Genomic DNA, 21,151 nt, shown 5'->3' with positions numbered 1-21,151 from the left:
CAAAAAGCCCCACCTTTGTTTGCGCGCTCGCGCTCATTCGGGTAGGTTCCATCGGACATTTTTCAGTGAGCGGCCTTGAGTCGAACGCCGCGCGCAGCTATCCGCCGCGCGCGCTTTTCGTTTCTCCGGGGACTTTCTTCCCGCCAGGGCCGGCGCGCGCTTCCAGAAGGGCCTCGACGAGAGCCATGACGACCCGTCGCAAGAAGATCTACGAAGGCAAGGCCAAGATCCTGTACGAGGGCCCCGAGCCGGGCACCCTAATCCAATATTTCAAGGACGACGCGACCGCGTTCAACGCGCAGAAGAAAGCGGTCCTGGAAGGCAAGGGCGTCATCAACAATCGGATCAGCGAGTACATCATGACTCGCCTGAACTCGATCGGCGTCCAGAACCACTTCATCCGCCGCCTGAACCTGCGCGAGCAGCTGATCAAGGAAGTCGAGATCGTCCCGCTCGAGGTCGTGGTGCGCAACATCGCCGCCGGCTCGATCGCCACGCGCCTGGGCCTGACCGAAGGTCAGCCCCTGCCCCGCTCGATCATCGAGTTCTACTACAAGGACGACAAGCTCGGGGACCCGATGGTCTCGGAAGAGCACATCACCGCGTTCAACTGGGCCGCCACCCAGGAGATCGACGACATGATGGCCACGGCCCTGCGGGTGAACGACTACCTGTCGGGCCTGTTCAGCGCCGTCGGCATCACGCTGGTGGACTTCAAGATCGAGTTCGGCCGCATCTACGAAGGCGACTTCTCGCGGATCATCCTGGCCGACGAGATCAGCCCCGACAGCTGCCGCCTCTGGGACGCCGCCACCAACGAGAAGCTGGACAAGGACCGCTTCCGTCGGGACCTGGGCAACGTCATCGAGAGCTATACCGAGGTGGCCCGCCGCCTGGGCATCATGAAGGAAATGCCGACCGTCATCCAAGGCGGCGTGCACTAAGCTTGGGTTCTCCTCCCCCGCCCGCGGGGGAGGTAGCGCGCGGCGAAGCCGCGTGACGGAGGGGGGCGCAAAGCCCGACGCGATGGATGGCCGGGCGACGCCCCCTCCACCGCTTCGCGGTCCCCCTCCCCCGTTTCACGGGTGAGGAGAAGATAGTGAAAGCCACCGTCCACGTGTTCCTGAAGCCCGGCGTGCTCGACGTTCAGGGCAAGGCCGTCGAGAACGCTCTGCATGGCCTGGGCTGGCCGTCGGTGAAGGACGCCCGCGTCGGCCGCGTCATCGAGTTCGACCTGGCCGAGACCGACGCCGAGAAGGCCAAGGCCGAGGTCAAGACCATGTGCGAGAAGCTGCTGGCCAACACGGTCATCGAAAGCTACCGCATCGACGTCACCTAGCCTCTGAGTTCCTGTCATCCCGGCCGCAGCGCAGCGAAGAGCCGGGACCGCCACGAGTTCAGCGCTTCTTGCGGTCCCGGATCGGCGCGCTTCGCGCTTGTCCGGGATGACAGCTCGTAGTGAGAGCGGAAAATTCTCCGCCCGCCCCCTTCCCCTCGCAGCTTCGCCGCACGATGTTCGGCGAGCAGACGAGAAGGGAGACCGTCGATGAGCGCGAAGTTCCACCTGGCCGAGGTCAATGTCGGACGCCTGAGGGCCCCGATCGACCATCCCATGATCAAGGACTTCGCGGACAATCTCGACCGCATCAACGCCCTGGCCGAATCCTCGCCGGGCTTCGTCTGGCGCCTGAAGGGCGACGGCAACAACGCCACCGACCTTTCGATCGGCGGCGACCCGCTCTACATCCCCAACCTCTCGACCTGGGAAGACATCCCTTCGCTGGGCGCCTTCGTCTATCGCAGCGCCCACGTCGAGATCATGCGCCGCCGCAAGGAGTGGTTCGAGCACCTGGACTTCTACATGGCCCTCTGGTGGGTCCCGGTCGGCCACGAGCCGACGGTCGAGGAAGCCATGGAAAAGATCGCTCTGATCGAGGCCCACGGCCCGACCCCCGCGGCGTTCACGTTCAAGACTCCCTTCCCCGCGCCAACCGGCGAGCCGGTGCGGCCCGAGCTGGACGAGTGCGCGTGAGGGATTGTCATCCCGGCCAAGCGCGCAGCGCGCCGAGCCGGGACCGCCGCAAGCTCGGCGTTTCTTGCGGTCCCGGGTCTTCGCCCGGGATGACAAATCAATGCGAACGGTGCTACAGGCCCGCGCCATGAAAGCCGCCGTCGTCGTTTTCCCGGGTTCGAACTGCGATCGTGACTGCAAGGTCGCTATCGAGCGCTCCGCCGGAGCGCGTGTCGAAATGGTCTGGCACCAGGAGACGGCCCTGCCGGACGACCTGGACCTGATCGTCCTGCCCGGCGGCTTCTCGTACGGCGACTATCTCCGCTGCGGCGCCATGGCGGCCCAGAGCCCGGTGATGAAGGAAGTCGTCTCGGCCGCGAACAACGGCGTCGCCGTGGTCGGCATCTGCAACGGCTTTCAGGTCCTGACCGAGGTCGGCCTGCTGCCCGGGGCCCTGCTGCGCAACGCCGGCCTGAAATATGTCTGCAAGCCGGTCGGCCTGGACATCGTCAACAGCCAGACCCGCTTCACCGCCGGCTACGGCGAGCAACGCCAGGCGGTGATGACCGTCGGCAACGGCGAGGGCAACTATTTCGCCGACGAGGAGACCCTGGACCGGATCGAGGGCGAGGGCCAGGTGGTGTTCCGCTACCAGGACAATCCGAACGGCTCGGCCCGCGCGATCGCCGGCATCGTCAACAAGGGCGGCAACGTGCTGGGCCTGATGCCCCACCCCGACCGCTCGTTCGACCCTGACCTGGGCTCGGAAGACGGCGCGCTGCTGTTCCGCAGCGTCTTCCAGAGCGCCTGACGCGCCCCGCCGCCCACGGATCAAAAAGTGGGCTGAGCGGCGCTGTTACACCGTAGCAGTCTAAAAATCCCGAGCCTAAGGTGCCCGCCTCAGTAGGAGGGCCAAATCCATGAGTCTCGTCTCCACCCTGCGCGCGGGCCTGCTGGCCGCCGTGGCCGTCACGGCGTTCGCCAGCGTCGCCGCCCAAGCGCAGACCCCGCCGCTCACGCCGGACATCGACGGCAAGTACGTCGCCGCCAAGGTCAATTACGACTACGAAAAGCGCGTCGTGATGATCCCGATGCGCGACGGGACCAAGCTCTACACCGTCATCGTCATCCCCAAGGGCGGCAAGAACCTGCCGATCCTGCTGACCCGCACGCCCTACAACGCCGCCAAGCGCACGGCGCGCTTCGACAGCCCGCGCATCACCGGGACGCTGGCCCAGGGCGACGAGGCCTTCGTGGGCGACGGCGGCTATATCCGCGTGATCCAGGACATCCGGGGCAAGTACGGCTCGGAAGGCGACTACGTGATGACGCGCCCCCTGAAGGGGCCGCTGAACTCGTCCGAGGTCGACCACTCCACCGACGCCTACGACACCATCGACTGGCTGGTGAAGAACGTCCCCGAGACCAACGGCAAGGTCGGCATGCTGGGCTCCTCGTACGAGGGCTTCACGGTCGTCATGGCCCTGGTCAATCCGCACCCGGCCCTGAAGGTCGCCGCGCCGATGAGCCCGATGGTCGACGGCTGGATGGGCGACGACTGGTTCCACTTCGGCGCCTTCCGCCAGCCGAACTTCGACTACTTCACCGGCCAGACCTCCGTCCGCGGCGCGGGCGAGAGCGTCCAGCGCCAGGGCTATGACGACTACGCCAACTTCCTGCGCGAGGGCTCGGCCGGCGACTACGCCAAGAACCATGGCCTGGACAAGCTGCCCTGGTGGAAGAAGCTCAGCGAGCACCCGGCCTATGACAGCTTCTGGAGCGAGCAGGCCCTCGACAAGACCATGGAAAAGACGCCGCTGAAGGTGCCGACCATGTGGATCCAGGGCCTGTGGGACCAGGAGGACATGTGGGGCGCGGTGCACTCGTACCCGGCCATGGAGTCCAAGGACGTCGGCAACGACAAGAACTATCTGGTGCTGGGCCCCTGGCGCCACAGTCAGGTCAATTACGACGCCTTCAACCTGGGTCCGTTCAAGTGGGACGGCGACACCGCCACCCAGTTCCGCCGCGATGTGCTGCGGCCGTTCTTCGACCAATATCTGAAGGACGGGCCCAAGGCCGACACCCCGCCGGTGCTGATCTACGATCCGGGCCAGAACAAGTGGAACCGCTACGCCAGCTGGCCCCAGAACAAGACCACCAAGAACCTCTATCTGGAGGCCAATGGCGGCCTGGACTTCACCGCCCCGGCCCCGGCCAAGGGCGCGGCGGCCTATGACGAGTACGTCTCCGACCCGGCCAAGCCCGTGCCCTACATCCCGCGCCCGCTGCAGTTCTCCGACCGCAGCCGCTGGACCCAGTGGCTGGTCACCGACCAGCGCGGCGTCGACGGCCGTCCCGACGTCCTGACCTACACGAGCGAACCGTTGAAGGAGCCGCTGAAGATCGCCGGCGTGCCGAAGGTGAACCTCACCGCCTCGACCAGCGGCACGGACAGCGATTGGGTGGTCAAGCTGATCGACGTCTATCCGGACGAGATGCCGAACCAGCCCGAGCTGGGCGGCTATCAGCTGGCCGTGGGCATGGACATTTTCCGCGGCCGCTATCGCGAAAGCTTCAGCGATCCCAAGGCGCTGAAGCCGAACACGCCGCTGAAGTACCAGTTCATCCTGCCGACCGCGAACTACACCTTCCAGCCGGGCCACCGGATCATGGTGCAGGTCCAGTCCAGCTGGTTCCCGCTCTATGACCGCAACCCGCAGACCTTCGTGCCGAACATCTTCTTCGCCAAGCCGACCGACTATGTGAAGGCGACGCAGCGGGTGTTCCACGCGGGCGACACGGCCAGCTTCATCGAACTGCCGGTGGTGGACGCGAAGTAGGCTCGTCTCAAAAGAAAGGGCCGGCGGGTGATCGCCGGCCCTTCCGTTCTACGGAGAGTATCTCGGTCCGTCAGCGTTCGCCGCGCCTGACGTTTTCATCCTGCTGGCCGGCTTGGCCACCCGGATTACGGCCTTGCTCATTCTGCTTGTCGCGCTGCTCACCCTGCTGCTGCTGCTGGCCGGGCGCTCGGCGCTGTTGGTCGTTCTGTTGCTGCTGTGGATTGCGGTTCTGTTCAGCCATCGGGCTTCTCCTTTTTCACAGCGCGCTCTCGACGCACGGTAAAAGAACGAACCCGGACTCGCGCCGTTCCTACGGCAGAGTCGCCTTATTTCCGGCTAAGCTCAAGAATTCTTACGGGTTTCTCGATCATCTGCCCCTTCATGTAGGGGTCGTCGGCGTTGGCGCGCGTCGGGGCGTCGTGGATGGCGCGAACCACGTCCATGCCCTCGATCACCTTGCCGAACGCGGCGAAGCCCTGGCCGTCCGGGTTGCGCGCCCCGCCGAAATCGAGGGCTGTATTGGCGCCGAGGCAGATGAAGAACTCCGAGGTCGCCGAACCCGGCGCGCCCCGCGCCATCGAGAGCGTCCCGTCCTGGTGCTTGAGGCCGGTCAGCCTGGTCGTCTCGTGGACGATCGCGGGCAGCTGCGGTCCGCCGTCGCCCAGCCCGCCCTGGATCACGCTGATCACGGCCGGGTTGTTGTCGTTCTTGGGCGAGACGGTCCGATAGAAGGTTCCGCCCCTCATCAGCCCCTTGTCGGCGTAGGCCAGGAAATTGGCCACGGTGACCGGCGCGCGGTCCGGATAGAGGGCGAGCACGATCGTTCCCTTCTCGGTGACCATCCTGACCCGCACCTCATGGTCGCGCTTCGCCGCGAACGCGGGGGCGGCGACCAAGGCCGCGGCGGCCAGGGCGGCGAGGATAGCGCGGCGGTCGAGCATGGCGGTCTCCGAACGATCCGCCCACCATGGCGCCCTTTCCCGCGAAAAGCTTCGCCCTAGACAAGAGAATTAGGGTTAAGCCGCACCGCCCAGGAGAGATCGGTGGAATCTCCGCCTCGAAAAGCCAAACTCCTCCCTCGCAAGGATTGGGGGATCCATGGCCGACCCGGAAGTGCGGTTTCCAGACACCTATGTCAGCGGCCTCCCTGTCTGGGCCAAGCGCCGCAAGCGCTCCGCCGTCCATCCGCTGCTGACCCTGGTCCTGATCCTGCTGGCCCTGTTCGGCGCCGTGGTCATCGGCGTGTCGCTGCGCATGGGCTCCGTCGAGAAGGGCGGCGTCGTGATCGATCACTGGCTCGGCGAGGGCGGCGCCCGCCTGGAACAGCTGATCAAGGCGATGTAGCGACCGCTCCCGTCGGCTAGACCGTCGGCAAGAAAAGCGACTGGCTGTAGCGGAATCTAGGCGAGCGGGTTAGAAGGCGCGCCCATGAGCACGCCCCAAAAGCCCATGGCCAAATTGGCCGCCGAGTTCGGCCTCAAACCCGCCGAGTACGACGTCGTTCTGAAGCGCCTGGGCCGCGAGCCCAATCTCGTCGAGTTGGGCGTGTTCTCGGTGATGTGGTCCGAGCACTGCTCGTACAAATCGTCGAAGAACCAGCTGAAGAAGTTCCCGATCAGCGGTCCGCGCGTCATCTGCGGTCCGGGTGAGAACGCCGGCGTCATCGACATCAACGACGGTCACGCCATCATCTTCAAGATGGAGAGCCACAACCACCCGTCCTACATCGAGCCCTACCAGGGCGCGGCGACGGGCGTGGGCGGCATCATGCGCGACGTCTTCACGATGGGCGCGCGGCCGATCGCTCTACTGAACGCCCTGCGCTTCGGCGATCCCAGCCACCCGAAGACCAAGCGCCTGGTCGATGGCGTGGTCGCCGGCATCGCCGGTTATGGCAACTGCGTGGGCGTGCCCACGGTGGCCGGCGAGACCAACTTCCATAAGGGCTACAACGGCAACATCCTGGTCAACGCCATGTGCGTGGGCCTGGCCGACGCCGACAAGATCTTCTACTCGGCCGCCCCCGGCCCGGGCCTGGCGGTGGTCTATTTCGGCTCCAAGACCGGCCGCGACGGCATCCACGGCGCCACCATGTCCTCGGCCGAGTTCTCCGAGGATTCCGAGGAAAAGCGCCCCACCGTCCAGGTCGGCGACCCCTTCGCCGAGAAGCTGCTGATCGAGGCCACGCTCGAGCTGATGGCCACCGGCGCCGTCGCCGCCATTCAGGACATGGGCGCGGCGGGCCTGACCAGCTCGTCGGTCGAAATGGCCGGCAAGGGCGGCGTCGGCATCGAGCTGAACATGGACATGGTCCCGCAGCGCGAAGAGGGCATGAGCGCCTACGAGATGATGCTGTCGGAAAGCCAGGAGCGCATGCTGGCGGTCCTGAAGCCCGGCCGCGAGCAGGACGGCCACGCCATCTTCGAGAAGTGGGGCCTGGACGCCGCCGTCATTGGCTACACCACCGACACCGGCCGCCTGGTGCTGAAGCATCACGGCGAGACGGTCTGCGACGTGCCCCTGGCCCCGTTGTTCGACGACGCGCCGCTGTACGACCGTCCGTGGGTGCAGCCCAAGCTCGACCCACGCCTCGATCCCGGCCAGGTCCCCGCCCCGATCGACTGGAACGAAGCGGTGCTGAAGATCGTCGGCTGCCCGGACATGGCCTCCAAGCGCTGGCTGTGGGAGCAGTACGACCGCCACGTGATGGCCGACACGCTGGAAGACAGCGCCACCGGCTGCGACGCCGGCATCGTGCGCATCCACGGCACCGGCAAGGCCATCGCCGTGACCAGCGACTGCACCCCGCGCTACGTCCAGGCCGATCCCTACGAGGGCGGCAAGCAGGCCGTGGCGGAAGCCTGGCGCAACCTGACGGCCGCCGGCGCCCTGCCGATCGCGATCACCGACAACCTGAACTTCGGCAGCCCCGAAAAGCCCGAGACCATGGGCCAGATCGTGCGCGCCACCGACGGCATGGCCGAGGCCTGCCGCGTGCTGGACTTCCCGGTCGTGAGCGGCAATGTCAGCCTCTATAACGAGACCAACGGCGTCGCCATTCCGCCGACCCCGACCGTCGGCGCCGTGGGCCTGCTGGAAGACTACGACCTGCGCATGGGCTTCGGGAACGTCGCCGAAGGCGACACGCTGGTGCTGATCGGCGACACCCACGGCGAACTGGGCGCCTCGATCTATCTGCGCGAGATCCTGGGCCGCGAAGACGGCGCCCCGCCGCCGGTCGACTTAGGCCTGGAGCGCAAGAACGGCGACTTCGTCCGTGGCCTGATCGGCTCGGGCCTGGTGGCCGGGCTCCACGATCTGTCGGACGGCGGCCTGCTGGTCGCGGCGGCCGACATCGCCCTGGCCAGCAAGGTCGGCGTCACCCTGAACGCCACCAGCGCCACCCACGCCCATCCCTACCTCTGCGGCGAGGACCAGGCCCGCTATCTGATCGCCACGCCGGACCCGGATGGCGTGCTGGAAGCGGCCAAGGCGGCCGGCGTCCACGCGATCGTCGCGGGCGTGGCCGGCGGCGAGGCCTTCGCTTCCAAGGACCTGTTCAGCATCCCGCTGGACGTACTGCGCGACGCTCACGAAGCCTGGCTGCCGGGCTATATGAACGCCCCCAGGGCCTGAACGAGAGTTTGAGCACCATGCGTATCCTCGCCCCTTTCGGCGCTTCTCTGGCGGCCGCCGCCCTGCTCCTCGCCGGCTGCGCCGCGCCCGCCACCCAGCCCGCCGCGCCGTCGGCCGACAATCTGGCGGCCGCGTGCTCGGCCAAGGGCGGCGCCATCCAGCCGGTCGGCAAGGCCCAGATCCCGACCTGCGTCACGCCCTATGCCGACGCCGGCAAGGCCTGCACCGACAAGAGCCAGTGCCAAGGCGCGTGCGTTCTGGAAGGCAATCTGGAGCCTCAGGGCGATGTCTCCGGAACCTGCCAGAAGACCGACCGCCAGTTCGGCTGCTACGCCAAGGTCGTGAACGGCAAGGCGACCGCCGCGATCTGCGTCGACTAGGCGGGCCGCTCCTCAGATTTCGTTCGCCGCGCTGCGCGGCGGACGGCCGATCGCGCGGGCGCTCAGACCGTCTCGCGATTTGACGTGCTGCTCGGGTCGCGGCGCGATTCCCGGCCGCTCGTCGCCCGTCACGTCGACATTGCAGCCCGTATGCCCCAGGAATGTCCCGTCGGCGTCGAACCGTGGCGTGCCCTCGCACCTCAGCCATAGGATTCGATCCTCGCGGTCGGTGACCCGTGTGTAGATCATGAACCCGCGCTGGTGGATCACCGCGTCGGAGAACTCCCGATGAAAGTTCGGACGATCCTCGGGCCGGATCGCGCCGGCCCATCGCGGCCCCGGCATCTCCTCGTGCGAGCGGCCGAACAGGACCTGGTAGTGGCGATTGACGAAAATCGTCCGCCCGCCCGCGTCGGTCATCCAAATCAGCGCCGGCGCGCTGTCGGCGATCAGGCGGAAGCGGTCCTCGCTTTCGGCGACGGCGGCGAAGGCGGTGTGGCGATCCGTGACGTCGAGCAGCACCCCGATTATGCGCAGAGGCCGGCCGCGTGAGTCGTTTTTGGCGCGTCCTCGGACATTGATCCATCGCACCTGGCCATCGGGCCGGATGACCCGGTATTCGGCGTCGTAGTCGACGTGCGCGGCCAGGGCCGCGACAAACTCGGCCTCACCCCGCTCTCGGTCGTCCGGGTGAACAGCGGCGGTCCATTCGGCGTATCCGAAGGTCTCGTCGGCGCCGATGCCGAGGATCTCCCGCGCGCATTCCGAAACGTGCAGAAACCGCTGCGGCAAGGCGAGCTCCCAGTAGCCCACCCGTCCGGCGTCCAGTCCGCCCAGCACGTCCAGTCGGCGATCGTAGAGCGCCGCCGCCAGGGCCAGGAACAGGATGACCGCGACGCCCGTGGCGACGCCGACCGCCAAGCCCAGCGAGGGGATACCCGCGCCTTCCAGGGCATGAACCTCGACCCGCGTCAGGCGCAGGGCGCTCATCGCCGTATAGTGCATCCCCACGATCGCCGCGCCCAGGAGGCCGGCGGCCACCGCGCGCCAGAGCTTCGAGCGCTCCTCCTGCGCGGCGACCAGAGCGGCGGTCGACGCGCCCACCGCGATCAGGAACGACAGCCCCACCAGGACATGATCGTAGCCTAGCGACACGGCGGTCCGCAGAGCCGCCATGCCGACATAGTGCATCAGGCAGATGCCCGCCCCCATCACACCGCCGGCGACGATCACCCGCCGCCACGACGCCCCGACCTCGGCGGCCGCGAAAAACGCGCAACCCGTGGCCATGATCGCCAGCGCTAGGGAGAGGGCGGTCAGCGGCAGATCGTAGCGAACCGGCGCGCCGGGGTCGAAACCCAGCATGGCGATGAAGTGCATCGACCAGATGCTGGCGCCCATGGCGAAGGCGGCGACGCCCAGCCAAACCGTCCGCGCCCGCCCCACATGCGTGCGCACGCGCCGGAACAGGTCCAGAGCGGTCCACGACCCCAGGACCGCCACCAGCAGAGAAAGCAGAACATAGGCCGGTTGGTGAACGTGCTGCATGGACATCCAACGTGGAACACGCCCGTCTTAGGCTTCCAAGCTTACGGTTCCGTGCATGCGTAACGCGCGGGGTTGCCGTTATGGATCCCCGCGCCGGATCAGGGCCGCGGCTTCCCCTAAGCCGCGTGCGCCCTTCCCGACCACCGCGCCACCGCCTCGAGCAGCTTGGTCGGATTGATCGGCTTTCCCAGGTGATCGTCCATGCCGGCCGCCAGGCAGGTGGCGATCTGTTCGGGCAGGACATTGGCGGTCATGGCCACGATCGGGGTGGCGACGCCACGCGCCCCTTCCATGGCCCGGATCTCGCGGGTGGCGGTCAGGCCGTCCATCACCGGCATCTGCACGTCCATCAGGACGAGGTCGTACTGGCCCTGGCGCATGGCCTCGACGCCCGCGACGCCGTCATGGGCGGTCTCCACGCCGATGCCGAACGGCTCCAGCATGGTGCGGATCAGCTCGCGATTGACCGCGTTGTCCTCGACCAGCAGCAGGCGCACCCCGGCGTCGGCGTTCAGCGGCGGCGCATCCTCGGCCTCGGGCGCGGGCAGGTCGGCCAGCGGTCCCCGGACCTCGAACCAGAAGGTCGAGCCTTGCCCTTCGATGCTGTCGACGCCGATGCGGCCCTCCATCCGCTCGATGATCCGGCGCGAGATCGCCAGGCCCAGGCCCGTGCCGCCGAACCGGCGCGAGACCGCCGCGTCGGCCTGCGAGAAGCGATCGAAGATGGCCTCGCGATGCTCGGGCGCGATGCCGATCCCGGTGTCGACGACTTCACCGCGCAGCACCGCCTGATCGCCCTCCACGACCTGGCCGAGCGCCACGGTGATCGTCCCGTGCGCCGTGAACTTCACGGCGTTGGACAGGAAGTTCAGCAACACTTGCGAAAGACGCGGGCCGTCCAGATTCATGGGCGCCAGGCCCTTAGCGGCGCGGACCACAACCTTCAGCCCCTTGGCCGTGGCGCGCTCCTGCACCAGGGCCGCGCAAGACGAGGCCATGGCCGCCGGGTCGAACGGGCCCGGATCCAGCTCCAGCCCGCCGGCCTCCAGCCGCGAGAAGTCCAGCACGTCGTTGACGACGCTGAGCAGCGTGTTGCTGGCGTCGAGAATGTGGCCGATCTGGCGAGCGGCGGTCCTGGTCAGGCCGCGCGAGCGACGCAACACCTCGGCGAAGCCTAGGATCGCGGTCAGTGGCGTGCGCAGCTCGTGAGTCATGTTGGCCAGGAAGTCGGACTTGGCGGCCGACGCGGCCTCGGCCATCTCCAGGGCCTTGGCGATGTCCATCTCGAGCTGCTTGCGCTCGGTGATGTCGCGCGAGGTGACCAGCAGGATGCCCGAGCCGTCGCCCAGCCGCGAATAGCTGCTCTCGAGCCAGATCGCGGAGCCGTCCTTGCGGAAGCACTCGTAGTCGGCGCTGGCCGGCGGGCCGCCGGGTGTCAGGCGGCCGATGACGCCCTGCACGCGCTTGAAGTCTGCGTCGCTGACCATGGCGGTGGGCGGCAGGGCCATGAACTCGTCGGCCGAATAGCCGGTGATCCGGGTGATGCTGGGCGAGCTGTAGAGTCGCTCGCCCTTCGGGGTCCACAGGGCGACGTGGTCGGTCAGGTTGTCGCCCAGCAGGCGGTAGAGACGTTCGGCCTCGCTCAGCTTGACCAGGGCGTCTTCGGCCTCCTGGCGGCGGCGGTCGGCCTCGTCCTTGGCCTTCTGGGTGGCGTCGAGGCTGGCGGAGAGATCCGCGTGCATCCGCTCCAGCCGGATCTTCTGGTCGGTCAGCCAGAAGGACAGCGGCCCGGCGATCGACGCGATGATGAAGATGGTCAGCGGCGTGAAGGCGTCCGGCCGACGCATGACGACGACATTGTACAGGAAGTCCATCGCCAGGGCGGCGCCCACGATGACGGCCACCGTCGGCGCGGCTCTGAAGATCCGGTCTCGCACCATGGCGGGGGTGATCGCGGCGACTCCCAAGTTGTCGGCGGCACGATGGCCACCTTCACATTAAGGAGCGATGAGCCGGGGCCGCCACCTCGGGCGACAATTCGCCGCGCCGTGAAATCCCAGTGAAACCGGCGTCTAGCGCCCCGACGTCTTGGATATGTCGTCAAGGTTCCGCTCCAGGGCCTGGCTGGCCTGGATCACCGTCGCCACCGATCGCTTGAAGAAGTCCCGCGGCACGGTCGCGAAGTCGTCGGTGGGCTTGTGATACTCGGGATGGTCCTCGACCCCGAAATAGACCCACGGCACGCCGTTCTCGGCGAAGGCGTAGTGGTCGGACTGGCTGGTCCAATTGTTTTCCTTGCCGTCGGCGTCGGTGTCGTGACCCAGCTTCAGGGTCACCGGCGCGGTCGTGGCGACCTTGACCAGGATCGGCTTCAGATACGGGAACGGCGCGGTCCCCGAGACAAAAAGCTCGTTCTTGGGGTTCTTGCTGAGCATGTCGAAATTGATGTCCAGCGCGATGCTGGCCAGCGGGACCGGCGGGGCGGCGACGAACGCCCTGGCGCCGCGCAGGCCCCCCTCCTCGGCGTCGACCACCGCCAGGATCACGTCGTGCTTCGGCGGCCTGGCCTTGAAGGCCTCGGCCACGGCCAGCAGGCCCGCCACGCCCGAGGCGTTGTCGTCGGCGCCGTTGTAGATCTCGCCGCCCCGGACCCCCAAGTGGTCGTAGTGGGCCGAGACGACCATCGCCTTGCCGCCCTGGCTTCCCTTGATGCGGGCCACCAGATTGATCCCGTTTACCGTCGCGCCGTCGCGCTTGGCGTAGCTGAAGGGCTGCTCGAACGTCTCGCCGATCGGCTTCAGGCCGATCTCGGCGAAGCGCGACAGGATGTAGGCCCGCGCCTTCTCCGACCCCGGCGTGCCGGGCGCGCGGCCTTGCATGTCGTCGGCCGAGAGGATGCGGACGTCGTCGATGGCCTTGTCGCCAGGCCCCGCGAAGGCCGGCGCGACGATCGCCAAGGACAGGACGGCGGCGGCGGTGAGTGAGGAAAGACGGATCATGACGCCTACATGCCGTGCGCCCGGCCGCGATTTCAATTAAATCTCCGACATTAGCCGCCAGCCTTCAGGACCAGCGCTGTCAAAGTTCAGCCTGTTCTTAAGGAATCACGGCCACATAGACCTTCCAAGGATCGGAGCCCTCCCGTGCCCATGTCCCATGCCGACCTCGAAGCGCGCCTCGCCGCGGCCTTTCCGGATTCCGAGATCGTGCTGACCGACCTGGCCGGCGACAACGATCACTGGAAGGCCCGCATCGTCTCGCCCGCCTTCAAGGGCCTGAACCGCGTGCGCCAGCATCAGCTGGTCAACAGGGCCCTGGCCGACGTGCTGGGCGGAACCCTGCACGCCCTGGCCCTCGAAACCGCCGCCCCGGCCGAATAGGAGGACACGCGTGCGCTACCGGCCCTTCGGCGTCTCGGGCATGGCGGTTTCGGCGCTCACCCTGCGCCTGGCCGACAGCTCGCGCCTGCGGGCCAACGATTGGCGCGCCCTGGTGTTCACGGCCCTGGAAAACGGCATCAACAGCTTCCAGATCGAGGGCGACTCGCCGGAACTGCTGCGCGGCGCCAGCGAAGCCTTCGCCTCGGTCGAGCGCCATCTGCTGTTCCTGACCTGGCGGGTGCGCGGCGACGCCGCCACCTTGGGCCAGCAGGCCGTCGACAGTCTGCTGGGGTCGGCCTTCGAGGGCCTGGGTCTCTCCTATCTGGACCTCGTTCTGGTCAACGACCCGCTGGGCCCGGCCCTGCCGTTCGCCTTCGACGCCGGCCTGCGCTCGCTGCACCACAGCCGCGCGGTGCGGGGCGTGGGCGTCGCCAGCCGTGGCGATATCGATCCCGGCCTGCTGAAGAGCGGCCTGATCTCCGCCGTCTCTTCGCCGTTCAACCTGTCGTCGGGCTGGGCCGATCGTCACCGCATCCGTCACGCCTCCCAGCACGACTTCGCGGTGATCGGCGAGGATTTCTGGCCCCAGGCCCTGCGCGAGGGCGGCGAGATGGCCGGCCCCAAGCCGTCGCTGTGGCGACGTCGGTCCGATCCGCTGGCCGATATCGGCGGCTACGAGTTCCTTCACGCCACCCAGGGCTGGAGCGGCGAGGACATCTGCCTCGGCTACGCCCTGACCGAGCCCTCGCTATCGACGATCCGCATCACCGCCGACACCCGCGCCGACGTCGAGCGCCTGGCCGCCGTGGTCGAGCGCGACCTGCCCAACGGCGTCTGCGCCCAGATCGAGATGGCCCGCTTCTCGGCCCAGGAACGCGAGAAGGCGGAGGGTCGCACCTGATCCGCCGCACTTGACCCGGAGCCTCGCGGCGCCTAGCTGAGAACTTCCGCCAAGGACCTGATTTTCCAATGACCGACGTCGCTTCCTCCCCCGCCCTGGACTTCATCGCCAAGACCGTCGCCGAACAGCCGGTCGTGGTCTTCATGAAGGGCGTGCCGGACCAGCCGCGCTGCGGCTTCTCGTCGGTCGTCGTGCAGATCCTCGACCATCTGGGCGTCGAGTTCGTCGGCGTCGACGTCCTGCAGGACGACGACCTGCGCCAGGGCATCAAGACCTTCACCGACTGGCCGACCATCCCGCAGCTCTATGTGAAGGGGGAGTTCGTCGGCGGCAGCGACATCATCCGCGAGATGTTCCAGTCGGGCGAGCTGAAGACCTTCCTGATCGAACAGGGCGTCCTGCAGGCGTGAGCCTCCAGGCGAAGTGCGAAGCGGTGAGCCGTCCGGGAGGCTCACCGTCCAAAGGGAACGCGCGGGGACGCGCGTGAGCCGGGTCTTCGTCCCGCCTTCGGACGCCTATTCCCTGACCATCCTGCCCACGGCGTCGGACATCGACGCCAACGGCCACGTCAACAACGTGGTCTATCTGAGCTGGGTCCAGGATCTGGCCATCGCCCACTGGGAAGCCTGGGCCACACCCGAGCAGCGCGCGCCCTGGACCTGGGTCTGCCGCCGCCACGAAGTCGATTATCGCCGCGAACTGCTGCTGGGCGAGACCGCCACCGGCTATACCTGGGTCGGCGAGCTGAAGGGTCCGCGCTTCGAACGGTTCGCCCGCATCGACGGCCCCGACGGCGAGATGTGCGCCCAGACCCGCACCGACTGGGTGCTGATCGACATCGCCGCCAAACGCCCGGCGCGGGTGGAGCCCTGGATGGTCGAACGGTTCACGCCGAAGGGCTGACAAACCCTCCTCCCCTGCGAAGCGGGGGAGGTGTCGCGATGCGGATACGCATCGAGACGGAGGGGGCGTCGTGCGACGGCTGCGCCCCCTCCGTCTCGCCGCTGCGCGCCGAGCCACCTCCCCCGTTTCACGAGGGAGGAGAAGCCACCGGATTGGCGATGACGATGCGCTCGCCACGCGTCAGGCCCAGCTCTTCATAGCGAAACACCAGGTCCGCGGCGCTCGCCGGCCCCCTGCAGGTCTCCAGCCGCCGCCGAGCGAACGCGACCACCGCGTGGCCGGCCTGGCGATCGACCCGGAACACGAAGTCCGCCTTGGCCGCGCAGCCCTTGGACGTCACCCGGATCTTCAGCGTCTCCGTCCCGGCTTCGACGGCCAGCAGCGGCTCCAGCTCCGGCCAAGTCTCGCCCGGCGCGGCGGTCAGCAGCCGGGGCGTCGTCGCGCAGCCAGTCAGGCTCAGCGCCGCGCCGGCGAGCACAAAACCTCTGCGTGAAATCCCGCCTGCCATCGACCTCTGTACGAACGGCCCAAACTGAGCTGAAGATCGCCCACCGCTGGCGAACTGACCAGCCTTCGGGGAGAGTATCGTGCGCGTTCGATCCGCTTTTCTAGCCGCATCGCTGGCCGCCGCCGTGGCCGCCCCGGCTCATGCCGCCGACTACAAGAAGCTCGACGCCGAGATCGAGCGCCTGCGGGTCGCCGGGAAGATTCCCGGCGTGGCCATGGCCGTCATCGACAACGGCAAGGTCGCCCATGTCGTGACCAAGGGCGTGCGCAACGCGAAAGGCGATCCCCTGACATCCGACACGATCATGTACGCGGCCTCGATCACCAAGGCGACGTTCGCCTATTACGTCTTGATGCTGGTCGACGACGGCAAGCTCGATCTCGACAAACCGATCGCCGAGATGCTGCCCAAGCCCTTGCCCGACTATCCGAAATACGCCGATCTCTCGGTCGACGACCGCTGGAAGACGATCACGCTCCGCCGCCTGCTGACCCACAGCTCGGGCCTGGCCGACCAGCGCTTCTACGATCCCGAGAACAAGTTCCGCTTCAACCTCGAGCCCGGCAGCCGCTACGCCTACTCCAACGAGGGCGTCAATCTGGCCCAGTTCGTCATCGAGCAGAGCCTCTCCCTGAAGGTCGGCGACGAGATGGACCGGCGGCTGTTCAAGCCGCTGGGCATGACCCGCTCCAGCATGATCTGGCGCGACGACTTCAAGGGAAACCTGGCCGACGGCCAGCACGCTGACGGCAAGTGGGAAGAGCACGACGACCGCTCCAGCGTGAAGGCGGCCGGGTCGCTGGACACCACCATCGCCGACATGTCGAAGCTGGCGGCGGCGATGGTCTCGGGCTGGGGGCTGTCGGCCAAGGCGCGGGCCGAGTTCGACAAGGGCAGCTTCCCGATCGTCAGCCTGAGCCAGTTCCCGCCGTTCCTGATCAAGGACAATCCCGACAACGCCAGGATCGGCCTGAAGGCCGGGACCGGCGTCGTGGTGTTCGACGGGCCGCAGGGCCACGCCTTCTACAAGGGCGGCCACAACGACATCACCGACAACCAGCTGGTCTGCGTCGAGAAGGGCAAGCGCTGCGTGGTGCTGCTGACCAACAGCGGCGTGGGCCAGAAGGTTTTCCCATCGCTGGTCAAGGCGGCGCTCGGGGACATCGGGGCGCCGTGGACGTGGGAGTATGGCGAGGTTCCGTCGGTCGGGCCGTAAGCCGCTCGGGGAACAATTTCCGTGTCATCCCGGCCGAAGGGCCGCGCAGCGGACCGTAGAGCCGGGACCTAGGGGTCACCGCACTGCGCCGACCCCTGGGTCCCGGACAGCCTCTACGAGGCTTCCGGGATGACACGAGTTTTAGAGCTTTGTCAGCCCCAGGGGCCGACGTTTGGCCCCTCGCTCGGCGGAACCAGCGTCGAAGCCGCCCGCCGCGTCGCTTGCCCCACGCCCAGTCGCATCAAGGCCTCGACGCGGTTGTGGGTCGCCGGGTGGGTCGAGAACAGGCTGTCGGCGCCCTTCCCGTTCAGCGGGTTGATGATGAACATGTGGGCCGTGGCCGGATTGCGCTCGGCATCGTAGTTGACGTAGCCGCCGCGCGCATAGGCCTCGATCTTCTCGAGGGCTCGGGCCAAGGCGGCGGGATCGCCGCCGATCGCCGCGCCAATCCGATCGGCCTCGTATTCACGGGCCCGGCTGATGGCCATCTGCACCAGCATCGCCGCGATCGGAGCCAGGATGGCGATGGCGATCGCGCCGATCACGCCGCCTCTATTGTCCTCGTCGCGGGAGCCGCCGAAGAAGAACGCGAAATTGGCAAGGGCCGAGATCGCGCCGGCGATGGTGGCCGTCACGGTCATGGTCAGGGTGTCGCGGTTCTTCACATGGGCCAGTTCGTGAGCCATCACGCCGCGGATCTCGTCGCGGGTCAGCAGGCGCAGCAAGCCCGTCGTGGCGGCGACCGCCGCGTGGGCGGGGTCGCGGCCGGTGGCGAAGGCGTTGGGCTGGTCGCTGTCGATCACGGTGACGCGCGGGCGCGGCAGGCCGGCCTTGGCGGCCATCTGGACCACGTCGGTCACATAGTTGCGGATCAGCGGTTCGGGGTGGCTCTCGTCGACTTCCTGCGCGCCATAGGTTCGCAGCACGATCTTGTCGGCGTTCCAGTACGAGAAGGCGTTCAGGCCCAGGGCGAAGACCAGGGCGACCAGCATGCCCGTCGGCCCGCCGATCAGATAGCCCGCGCCCATGAACAGGGCCGTCAGGCCCGCCAGCAGCATGTAGGTCTTGAGGTAATTCATCGGTCTAGTCGTCAGTCGAAGATGTCGAGGAGATCGAAGCGCTTTTTCTTGTGATGGCCGTGACGGCGGCGATCGTCGTCGTCATCGTCGTAGCGCTTGGAGTGATCGTGATGATGGTCGGGACGGCTGTAGGGGCGCGGCGCTGCGTAGGTCGCCTGGACCTCCTCGCGCTCGACCGCCATCAGCTTCTCGAGTTCGCCGCGGTCCAGCCAGACGCCGCGGCAGCGCGGGCACATGTCGAACTCGACGCCGACGCGCTGCACGGCCTGCATGGAGCCGTCGCAGTTGGGGCACATCAGAAGGGGCATTTAGAACCTCCGGTCCGAAAGGATGGATCGGGTGTCCTCGATGCAGGCGGCGCCTTTGGGGAGGGGGGCTGAGGCGGCCGGACCCAGTCATCGAGAACACCCGATGCGGTCCGACATCACGAGTGCTTGCATCACTCGCCAGAGGGGCCCGGTCCCGCCCGACTAAACTGGGATCGCCGGCGGAGGCTTTCAAGGGCGCCTCGGCCCTTAAGGGGGCGACAAAAAAGGCCCCGGATCGCTCCGGGGCCTTTTCCGTGTTGGTTCGGATCCGACGCTTACGAAGCGTAGAATTCGACGACCAGGTTCGGTTCCATCTTCACCGGATACGGAACTTCCGACAGTTCCGGAGCGCGGACGAAGGTGGCCGACAGGCCCTTGGCGTCGACCGAAACGTACTCGGCGAAGTCGCGCTCGTTCGAGGCGACGGCTTCGAGCACGAGAGCCATGTTGCGCGACTTTTCGCGGACCGCGATCACGTCACCGGCCTTGCAGCGGTACGACGGGATGTTCACGCGCTTGCCGTTCACGGTCACGTGGCCGTGGTTCACGAACTGGCGGGCGGCGAACACGGTCGGCACGAACTTGGCGCGATAGACGATGGCGTCCAGGCGCGATTCGAGCAGAGCGATCAGGTTTTCCGAGGTGTTGCCCTTGCGGCGGGCGGCTTCCTCGTAGGTGCGCGAGAATTGCTTCTCGGTCAGGTTGCCGTAGTAGCCCTTCAGCTTTTGCTTGGCGCGCAGCTGCAGGCCGAAGTCCGAAACCTTCTGCTTGCGGCGTTGGCCGTGCTGGCCGGGGCCGTACGAGCGTTGGTTGACCGGGGACTTGGGACGGCCCCACAGGTTTTCACCCATACGGCGGTCGATTTTGTACTTGGCGCTATGGCGCTTCGACATAGGTCACTCTTCTATTCGATCCGGGCCGGCTCCCCTTCAGAAAGAGGTGCGATCTCAACGGCGGCTTCGGGTCAATCCGTATGCGATATTCGCGCCGCGCGGCGAGCCGGCGGCGTGAAGGCGCGGGTTATGCCGAAGGGACATATCGGAGTCAATGTCTTAGAGCCGTTGCACGTGCCATCTCACGTGATCCCCGATGAAGGTCGTGATGAAGAAGTAGCTGTGGTCGTAGCCGTCCTGGCGGCGAACCGTGACCTTGCGGCCGGCCTTCTCGGCGGCGGCTTCGATCAGCTCGGGCTTCAGCTGGCTTTCCAGGAAGCTGTCGGCCAGGCCCTGGTCGATCAGGATGTCGTCGAAGCTGGCCCCCGCCCCCTCCTCGATCAGCGCGCAGGCGTCGTGAGCCCGCCACAACGCGCGATCGGGGCCCAGATAGGCGGTCATCGCCTTGTCGCCCCAGGGGCAGTTCAGCGGCGAGACGATCGGGGCGAAGGCGCTCACCGACTTGAAGAGCTCCGGGTTGCGCAGGGCGATGGTCAGCGCGCCGTGGCCGCCCATCGAGTGGCCGAAGATCCCCCGCCGGCCTGCGTCCAGTGGGAAGGCGCCGTCGACGGCCATCAGCAGGTCGCCGGTGACATAGGCGTACATCTTGAAATGCGGGGCCCACGGGGCCTGGGTGGCGTCGACATAGAAGCCCGCCCCCTGCCCCAGGTCATAGGCCGGGTCGTCGGCCACGCCCTCGCCGCGCGGGCTGGTGTCGGGCGCGACGATGGCCACGCCATGCTTGGCCGCGTGCTCATAGACGCCTGACTTCACCGTGAAATTGTCCTCGGTGCAGGTCAGGCCGGACAGCCAGACGAGATAGGGGAACGGCCCCTCTCCGTCCGGCGTCCACACCGTGAACCTCATCGGCGTGCCGGTGCTGGTGCTGGCGTGCCGGCAGTAGCGCAGGGTCCCGCCGTGGAGGCGATGGGTGTTCAGGGTCTCGACGGTCATGACGCAACTCGATCTTCGGACGCCAGCGAGGCGAGGAAATCCGACAGCAACGCCCGGCCCCGCGGCCAGTCGCCAAGGCCGCTGCCGGCGTTGACGTGGCCCAGGGCGCCGGCCTCGACCAGGCTCGCACCCCAGTCGGCGGCGCGGGCGGCCGCGTGATCCAGCGTCCCGTAGGGATCGTCGGCGCTGGCGATCATCCGCACGGGAAACGGCGCGGCGGTCCTGGGCGGATCGCGGAAGCTGGCGGCCTCCACGGCCGGGAACGCCGGCCCGTCAGGGTCGGGCGTGGCCACCAGGAACGCGCCCCGCGCGCCCTGCCCGCCTCGCGCCCACCAGTGGGCGACCAGAAGGCAGCCCAGGCTGTGGGCGACCAGCACCGGCGGCTCGGGCGCGGCGGCGACGGCCTGGTCGAGCGCCGCCAGCCAGTCCGCCAGATCGGGCTCGTCCCAGCTGCTCGGCGCGAAGCGGACCAGGTTCGGATCGGCGCGCTCCCACCGCGTCTGCCAGTGGGCGTCGCCGGATCCGCCGATGCCAGGGATGACGATGATCCGG

23 protein-coding genes and 1 pseudogene are annotated in these 21,151 nt (G+C 67.5%); 13 read left to right on the top strand and 11 right to left on the bottom strand.

All coding sequences use genetic code 11. The annotated features are described in order from the left end of the window. Positions 1-185: 185 nt before the first annotated feature. From purC to ABIC66_RS14875, 5 genes are all read left to right on the top strand, one after another. Complete coding sequence (purC, locus tag ABIC66_RS14900; RefSeq protein WP_354071061.1) at positions 186-944, top strand: phosphoribosylaminoimidazolesuccinocarboxamide synthase; 759 nt, start codon at positions 186-188, stop codon at positions 942-944. Positions 945-1,099: 155 nt separating this feature from the next. Continuing rightward, on the top strand, positions 1,100-1,339 hold the full coding sequence (gene purS / locus ABIC66_RS14890; RefSeq protein ID WP_354071059.1) for a phosphoribosylformylglycinamidine synthase subunit PurS: 240 nt from the start codon (positions 1,100-1,102) through the stop codon (positions 1,337-1,339). Between the two features lie 207 nt (positions 1,340-1,546). Next, positions 1,547-2,032, top strand: coding sequence for a DUF3291 domain-containing protein (locus ABIC66_RS14885; protein WP_354071058.1), 486 nt, complete (start codon positions 1,547-1,549; stop codon positions 2,030-2,032). Positions 2,033-2,159: 127 nt separating this feature from the next. Continuing rightward, positions 2,160-2,822: a phosphoribosylformylglycinamidine synthase subunit PurQ gene (gene purQ / locus ABIC66_RS14880; RefSeq protein WP_354071286.1), complete on the top strand. Its 663-nt coding sequence runs from the start codon at positions 2,160-2,162 to the stop codon at positions 2,820-2,822. Between the two features lie 109 nt (positions 2,823-2,931). Then, positions 2,932-4,854 carry a CocE/NonD family hydrolase gene (locus ABIC66_RS14875; protein WP_354071057.1) on the top strand — a complete coding sequence of 641 codons (1,923 nt, stop codon included), beginning with the start codon at positions 2,932-2,934 and terminating at the stop codon, positions 4,852-4,854. A 70-nt stretch (positions 4,855-4,924) separates the two neighbouring features. Here the strand turns inward: ABIC66_RS14875 and ABIC66_RS14870 are convergent, their stop codons facing one another. Together ABIC66_RS14870 and ABIC66_RS14865 are read right to left on the bottom strand one after the other, a co-directional pair. Beyond that, positions 4,925-5,095, bottom strand: a complete 171-nt coding sequence (locus tag ABIC66_RS14870; protein ID WP_354071056.1) for a hypothetical protein — start codon at positions 5,093-5,095, stop codon at positions 4,925-4,927. An 85-nt stretch (positions 5,096-5,180) separates the two neighbouring features. Further along, entirely contained in the window at positions 5,181-5,795 is a 615-nt protein-coding gene (locus ABIC66_RS14865) for a peptidylprolyl isomerase (RefSeq protein WP_354071055.1), read from the bottom strand. A gap of 157 nt (positions 5,796-5,952) precedes the next feature. Between ABIC66_RS14865 and ABIC66_RS14860 the strand changes: the two are divergent. From ABIC66_RS14860 to ABIC66_RS14850, 3 genes and pseudogenes are all read left to right on the top strand, one after another. Beyond that, positions 5,953-6,153 (top strand): annotated as a pseudogene (locus ABIC66_RS14860) (hypothetical protein); the annotation flags it as partial. Between the two features lie 129 nt (positions 6,154-6,282). After that, positions 6,283-8,490, top strand: a complete 2,208-nt coding sequence (gene purL, locus ABIC66_RS14855) for a phosphoribosylformylglycinamidine synthase subunit PurL (protein WP_354071054.1) — start codon at positions 6,283-6,285, stop codon at positions 8,488-8,490. Between the two features lie 17 nt (positions 8,491-8,507). Then, complete coding sequence (locus ABIC66_RS14850; protein WP_354071053.1) at positions 8,508-8,870, top strand: hypothetical protein; 363 nt, start codon at positions 8,508-8,510, stop codon at positions 8,868-8,870. 12 nt (positions 8,871-8,882) lie between these two features. On the opposite strand, the gene ABIC66_RS14845 is transcribed toward ABIC66_RS14850, so the two are convergent. From ABIC66_RS14845 to ABIC66_RS14835, 3 genes are all read right to left on the bottom strand, one after another. Further along, positions 8,883-10,418, bottom strand: coding sequence for an MHYT domain-containing protein (locus tag ABIC66_RS14845; protein WP_354071052.1), 1,536 nt, complete (start codon positions 10,416-10,418; stop codon positions 8,883-8,885). A 116-nt stretch (positions 10,419-10,534) separates the two neighbouring features. Continuing rightward, positions 10,535-12,358, bottom strand: coding sequence for a PAS domain-containing hybrid sensor histidine kinase/response regulator (locus tag ABIC66_RS14840; protein ID WP_502910360.1), 1,824 nt, complete (start codon positions 12,356-12,358; stop codon positions 10,535-10,537). Between the two features lie 132 nt (positions 12,359-12,490). After that, positions 12,491-13,417: a M20/M25/M40 family metallo-hydrolase gene (locus ABIC66_RS14835; RefSeq protein WP_354071051.1), complete on the bottom strand. Its 927-nt coding sequence runs from the start codon at positions 13,415-13,417 to the stop codon at positions 12,491-12,493. 144 nt (positions 13,418-13,561) lie between these two features. Here ABIC66_RS14835 and ABIC66_RS14830 point away from each other — a divergent pair, with 144 nt between their 5' ends. The 4 genes from ABIC66_RS14830 (at position 13,562) to ABIC66_RS14815 (ending at position 15,602) form a co-directional block, all read left to right on the top strand. Then, on the top strand, positions 13,562-13,798 hold the full coding sequence (locus ABIC66_RS14830; RefSeq protein WP_354071050.1) for a BolA/IbaG family iron-sulfur metabolism protein: 237 nt from the start codon (positions 13,562-13,564) through the stop codon (positions 13,796-13,798). 10 nt (positions 13,799-13,808) lie between these two features. Further along, positions 13,809-14,699 carry an aldo-keto reductase family protein gene (locus tag ABIC66_RS14825; RefSeq protein WP_354071049.1) on the top strand — a complete coding sequence of 297 codons (891 nt, stop codon included), beginning with the start codon at positions 13,809-13,811 and terminating at the stop codon, positions 14,697-14,699. Between the two features lie 68 nt (positions 14,700-14,767). Next, entirely contained in the window at positions 14,768-15,109 is a 342-nt protein-coding gene (gene grxD, locus ABIC66_RS14820; protein WP_354071048.1) for a Grx4 family monothiol glutaredoxin, read from the top strand. A gap of 73 nt (positions 15,110-15,182) precedes the next feature. Further along, positions 15,183-15,602, top strand: coding sequence for an acyl-CoA thioesterase (locus tag ABIC66_RS14815; protein WP_354071047.1), 420 nt, complete (start codon positions 15,183-15,185; stop codon positions 15,600-15,602). Positions 15,603-15,729: 127 nt separating this feature from the next. Here ABIC66_RS14815 and ABIC66_RS14810 read toward each other — a convergent pair whose 3' ends face one another. After that, entirely contained in the window at positions 15,730-16,080 is a 351-nt protein-coding gene (locus ABIC66_RS14810) for a hypothetical protein (protein ID WP_354071046.1), read from the bottom strand. A 109-nt stretch (positions 16,081-16,189) separates the two neighbouring features. On the opposite strand from ABIC66_RS14810, the gene ABIC66_RS14805 reads away from it, so the two are divergent. Next, positions 16,190-17,326 (top strand): serine hydrolase domain-containing protein, encoded by a 1,137-nt coding sequence (locus tag ABIC66_RS14805; RefSeq protein WP_354071045.1) that lies wholly within the window; start codon positions 16,190-16,192, stop codon positions 17,324-17,326. A 152-nt stretch (positions 17,327-17,478) separates the two neighbouring features. On the opposite strand, the gene htpX is transcribed toward ABIC66_RS14805, so the two are convergent. The 5 genes from htpX to ABIC66_RS14780 form a co-directional block, all read right to left on the bottom strand. Then, the gene (gene htpX / locus ABIC66_RS14800) at positions 17,479-18,405 is read right to left on the bottom strand and encodes a zinc metalloprotease HtpX (RefSeq protein ID WP_354071044.1); all 927 of its coding nucleotides are present in this window, start codon (positions 18,403-18,405) and stop codon (positions 17,479-17,481) included. A gap of 11 nt (positions 18,406-18,416) precedes the next feature. Next, positions 18,417-18,713, bottom strand: a complete 297-nt coding sequence (locus ABIC66_RS14795) for a TFIIB-type zinc ribbon-containing protein (protein ID WP_354071043.1) — start codon at positions 18,711-18,713, stop codon at positions 18,417-18,419. Positions 18,714-18,988: 275 nt separating this feature from the next. Then, on the bottom strand, positions 18,989-19,606 hold the full coding sequence (gene rpsD, locus ABIC66_RS14790) for a 30S ribosomal protein S4 (protein ID WP_058350036.1): 618 nt from the start codon (positions 19,604-19,606) through the stop codon (positions 18,989-18,991). Positions 19,607-19,765: 159 nt separating this feature from the next. Then, positions 19,766-20,599 (bottom strand): S-formylglutathione hydrolase, encoded by an 834-nt coding sequence (gene fghA, locus ABIC66_RS14785; RefSeq protein WP_354071042.1) that lies wholly within the window; start codon positions 20,597-20,599, stop codon positions 19,766-19,768. Beyond that, positions 20,596-21,138 carry an RBBP9/YdeN family alpha/beta hydrolase gene (locus tag ABIC66_RS14780; RefSeq protein WP_354071284.1) on the bottom strand — a complete coding sequence of 181 codons (543 nt, stop codon included), beginning with the start codon at positions 21,136-21,138 and terminating at the stop codon, positions 20,596-20,598. The genes fghA and ABIC66_RS14780 overlap by 4 nt, the downstream gene beginning before the upstream one ends. Positions 21,139-21,151 lie beyond the last annotated feature (13 nt).

The sequence above is a fragment of the Caulobacter sp. 1776 genome, assembly GCF_040545685.1.
Lineage (GTDB): Bacteria > Pseudomonadota > Alphaproteobacteria > Caulobacterales > Caulobacteraceae > Caulobacter.
The sequence above is the reverse complement of the archived record's forward strand: the minus strand, read 5'-3'. Positions and strand labels throughout refer to the sequence as shown.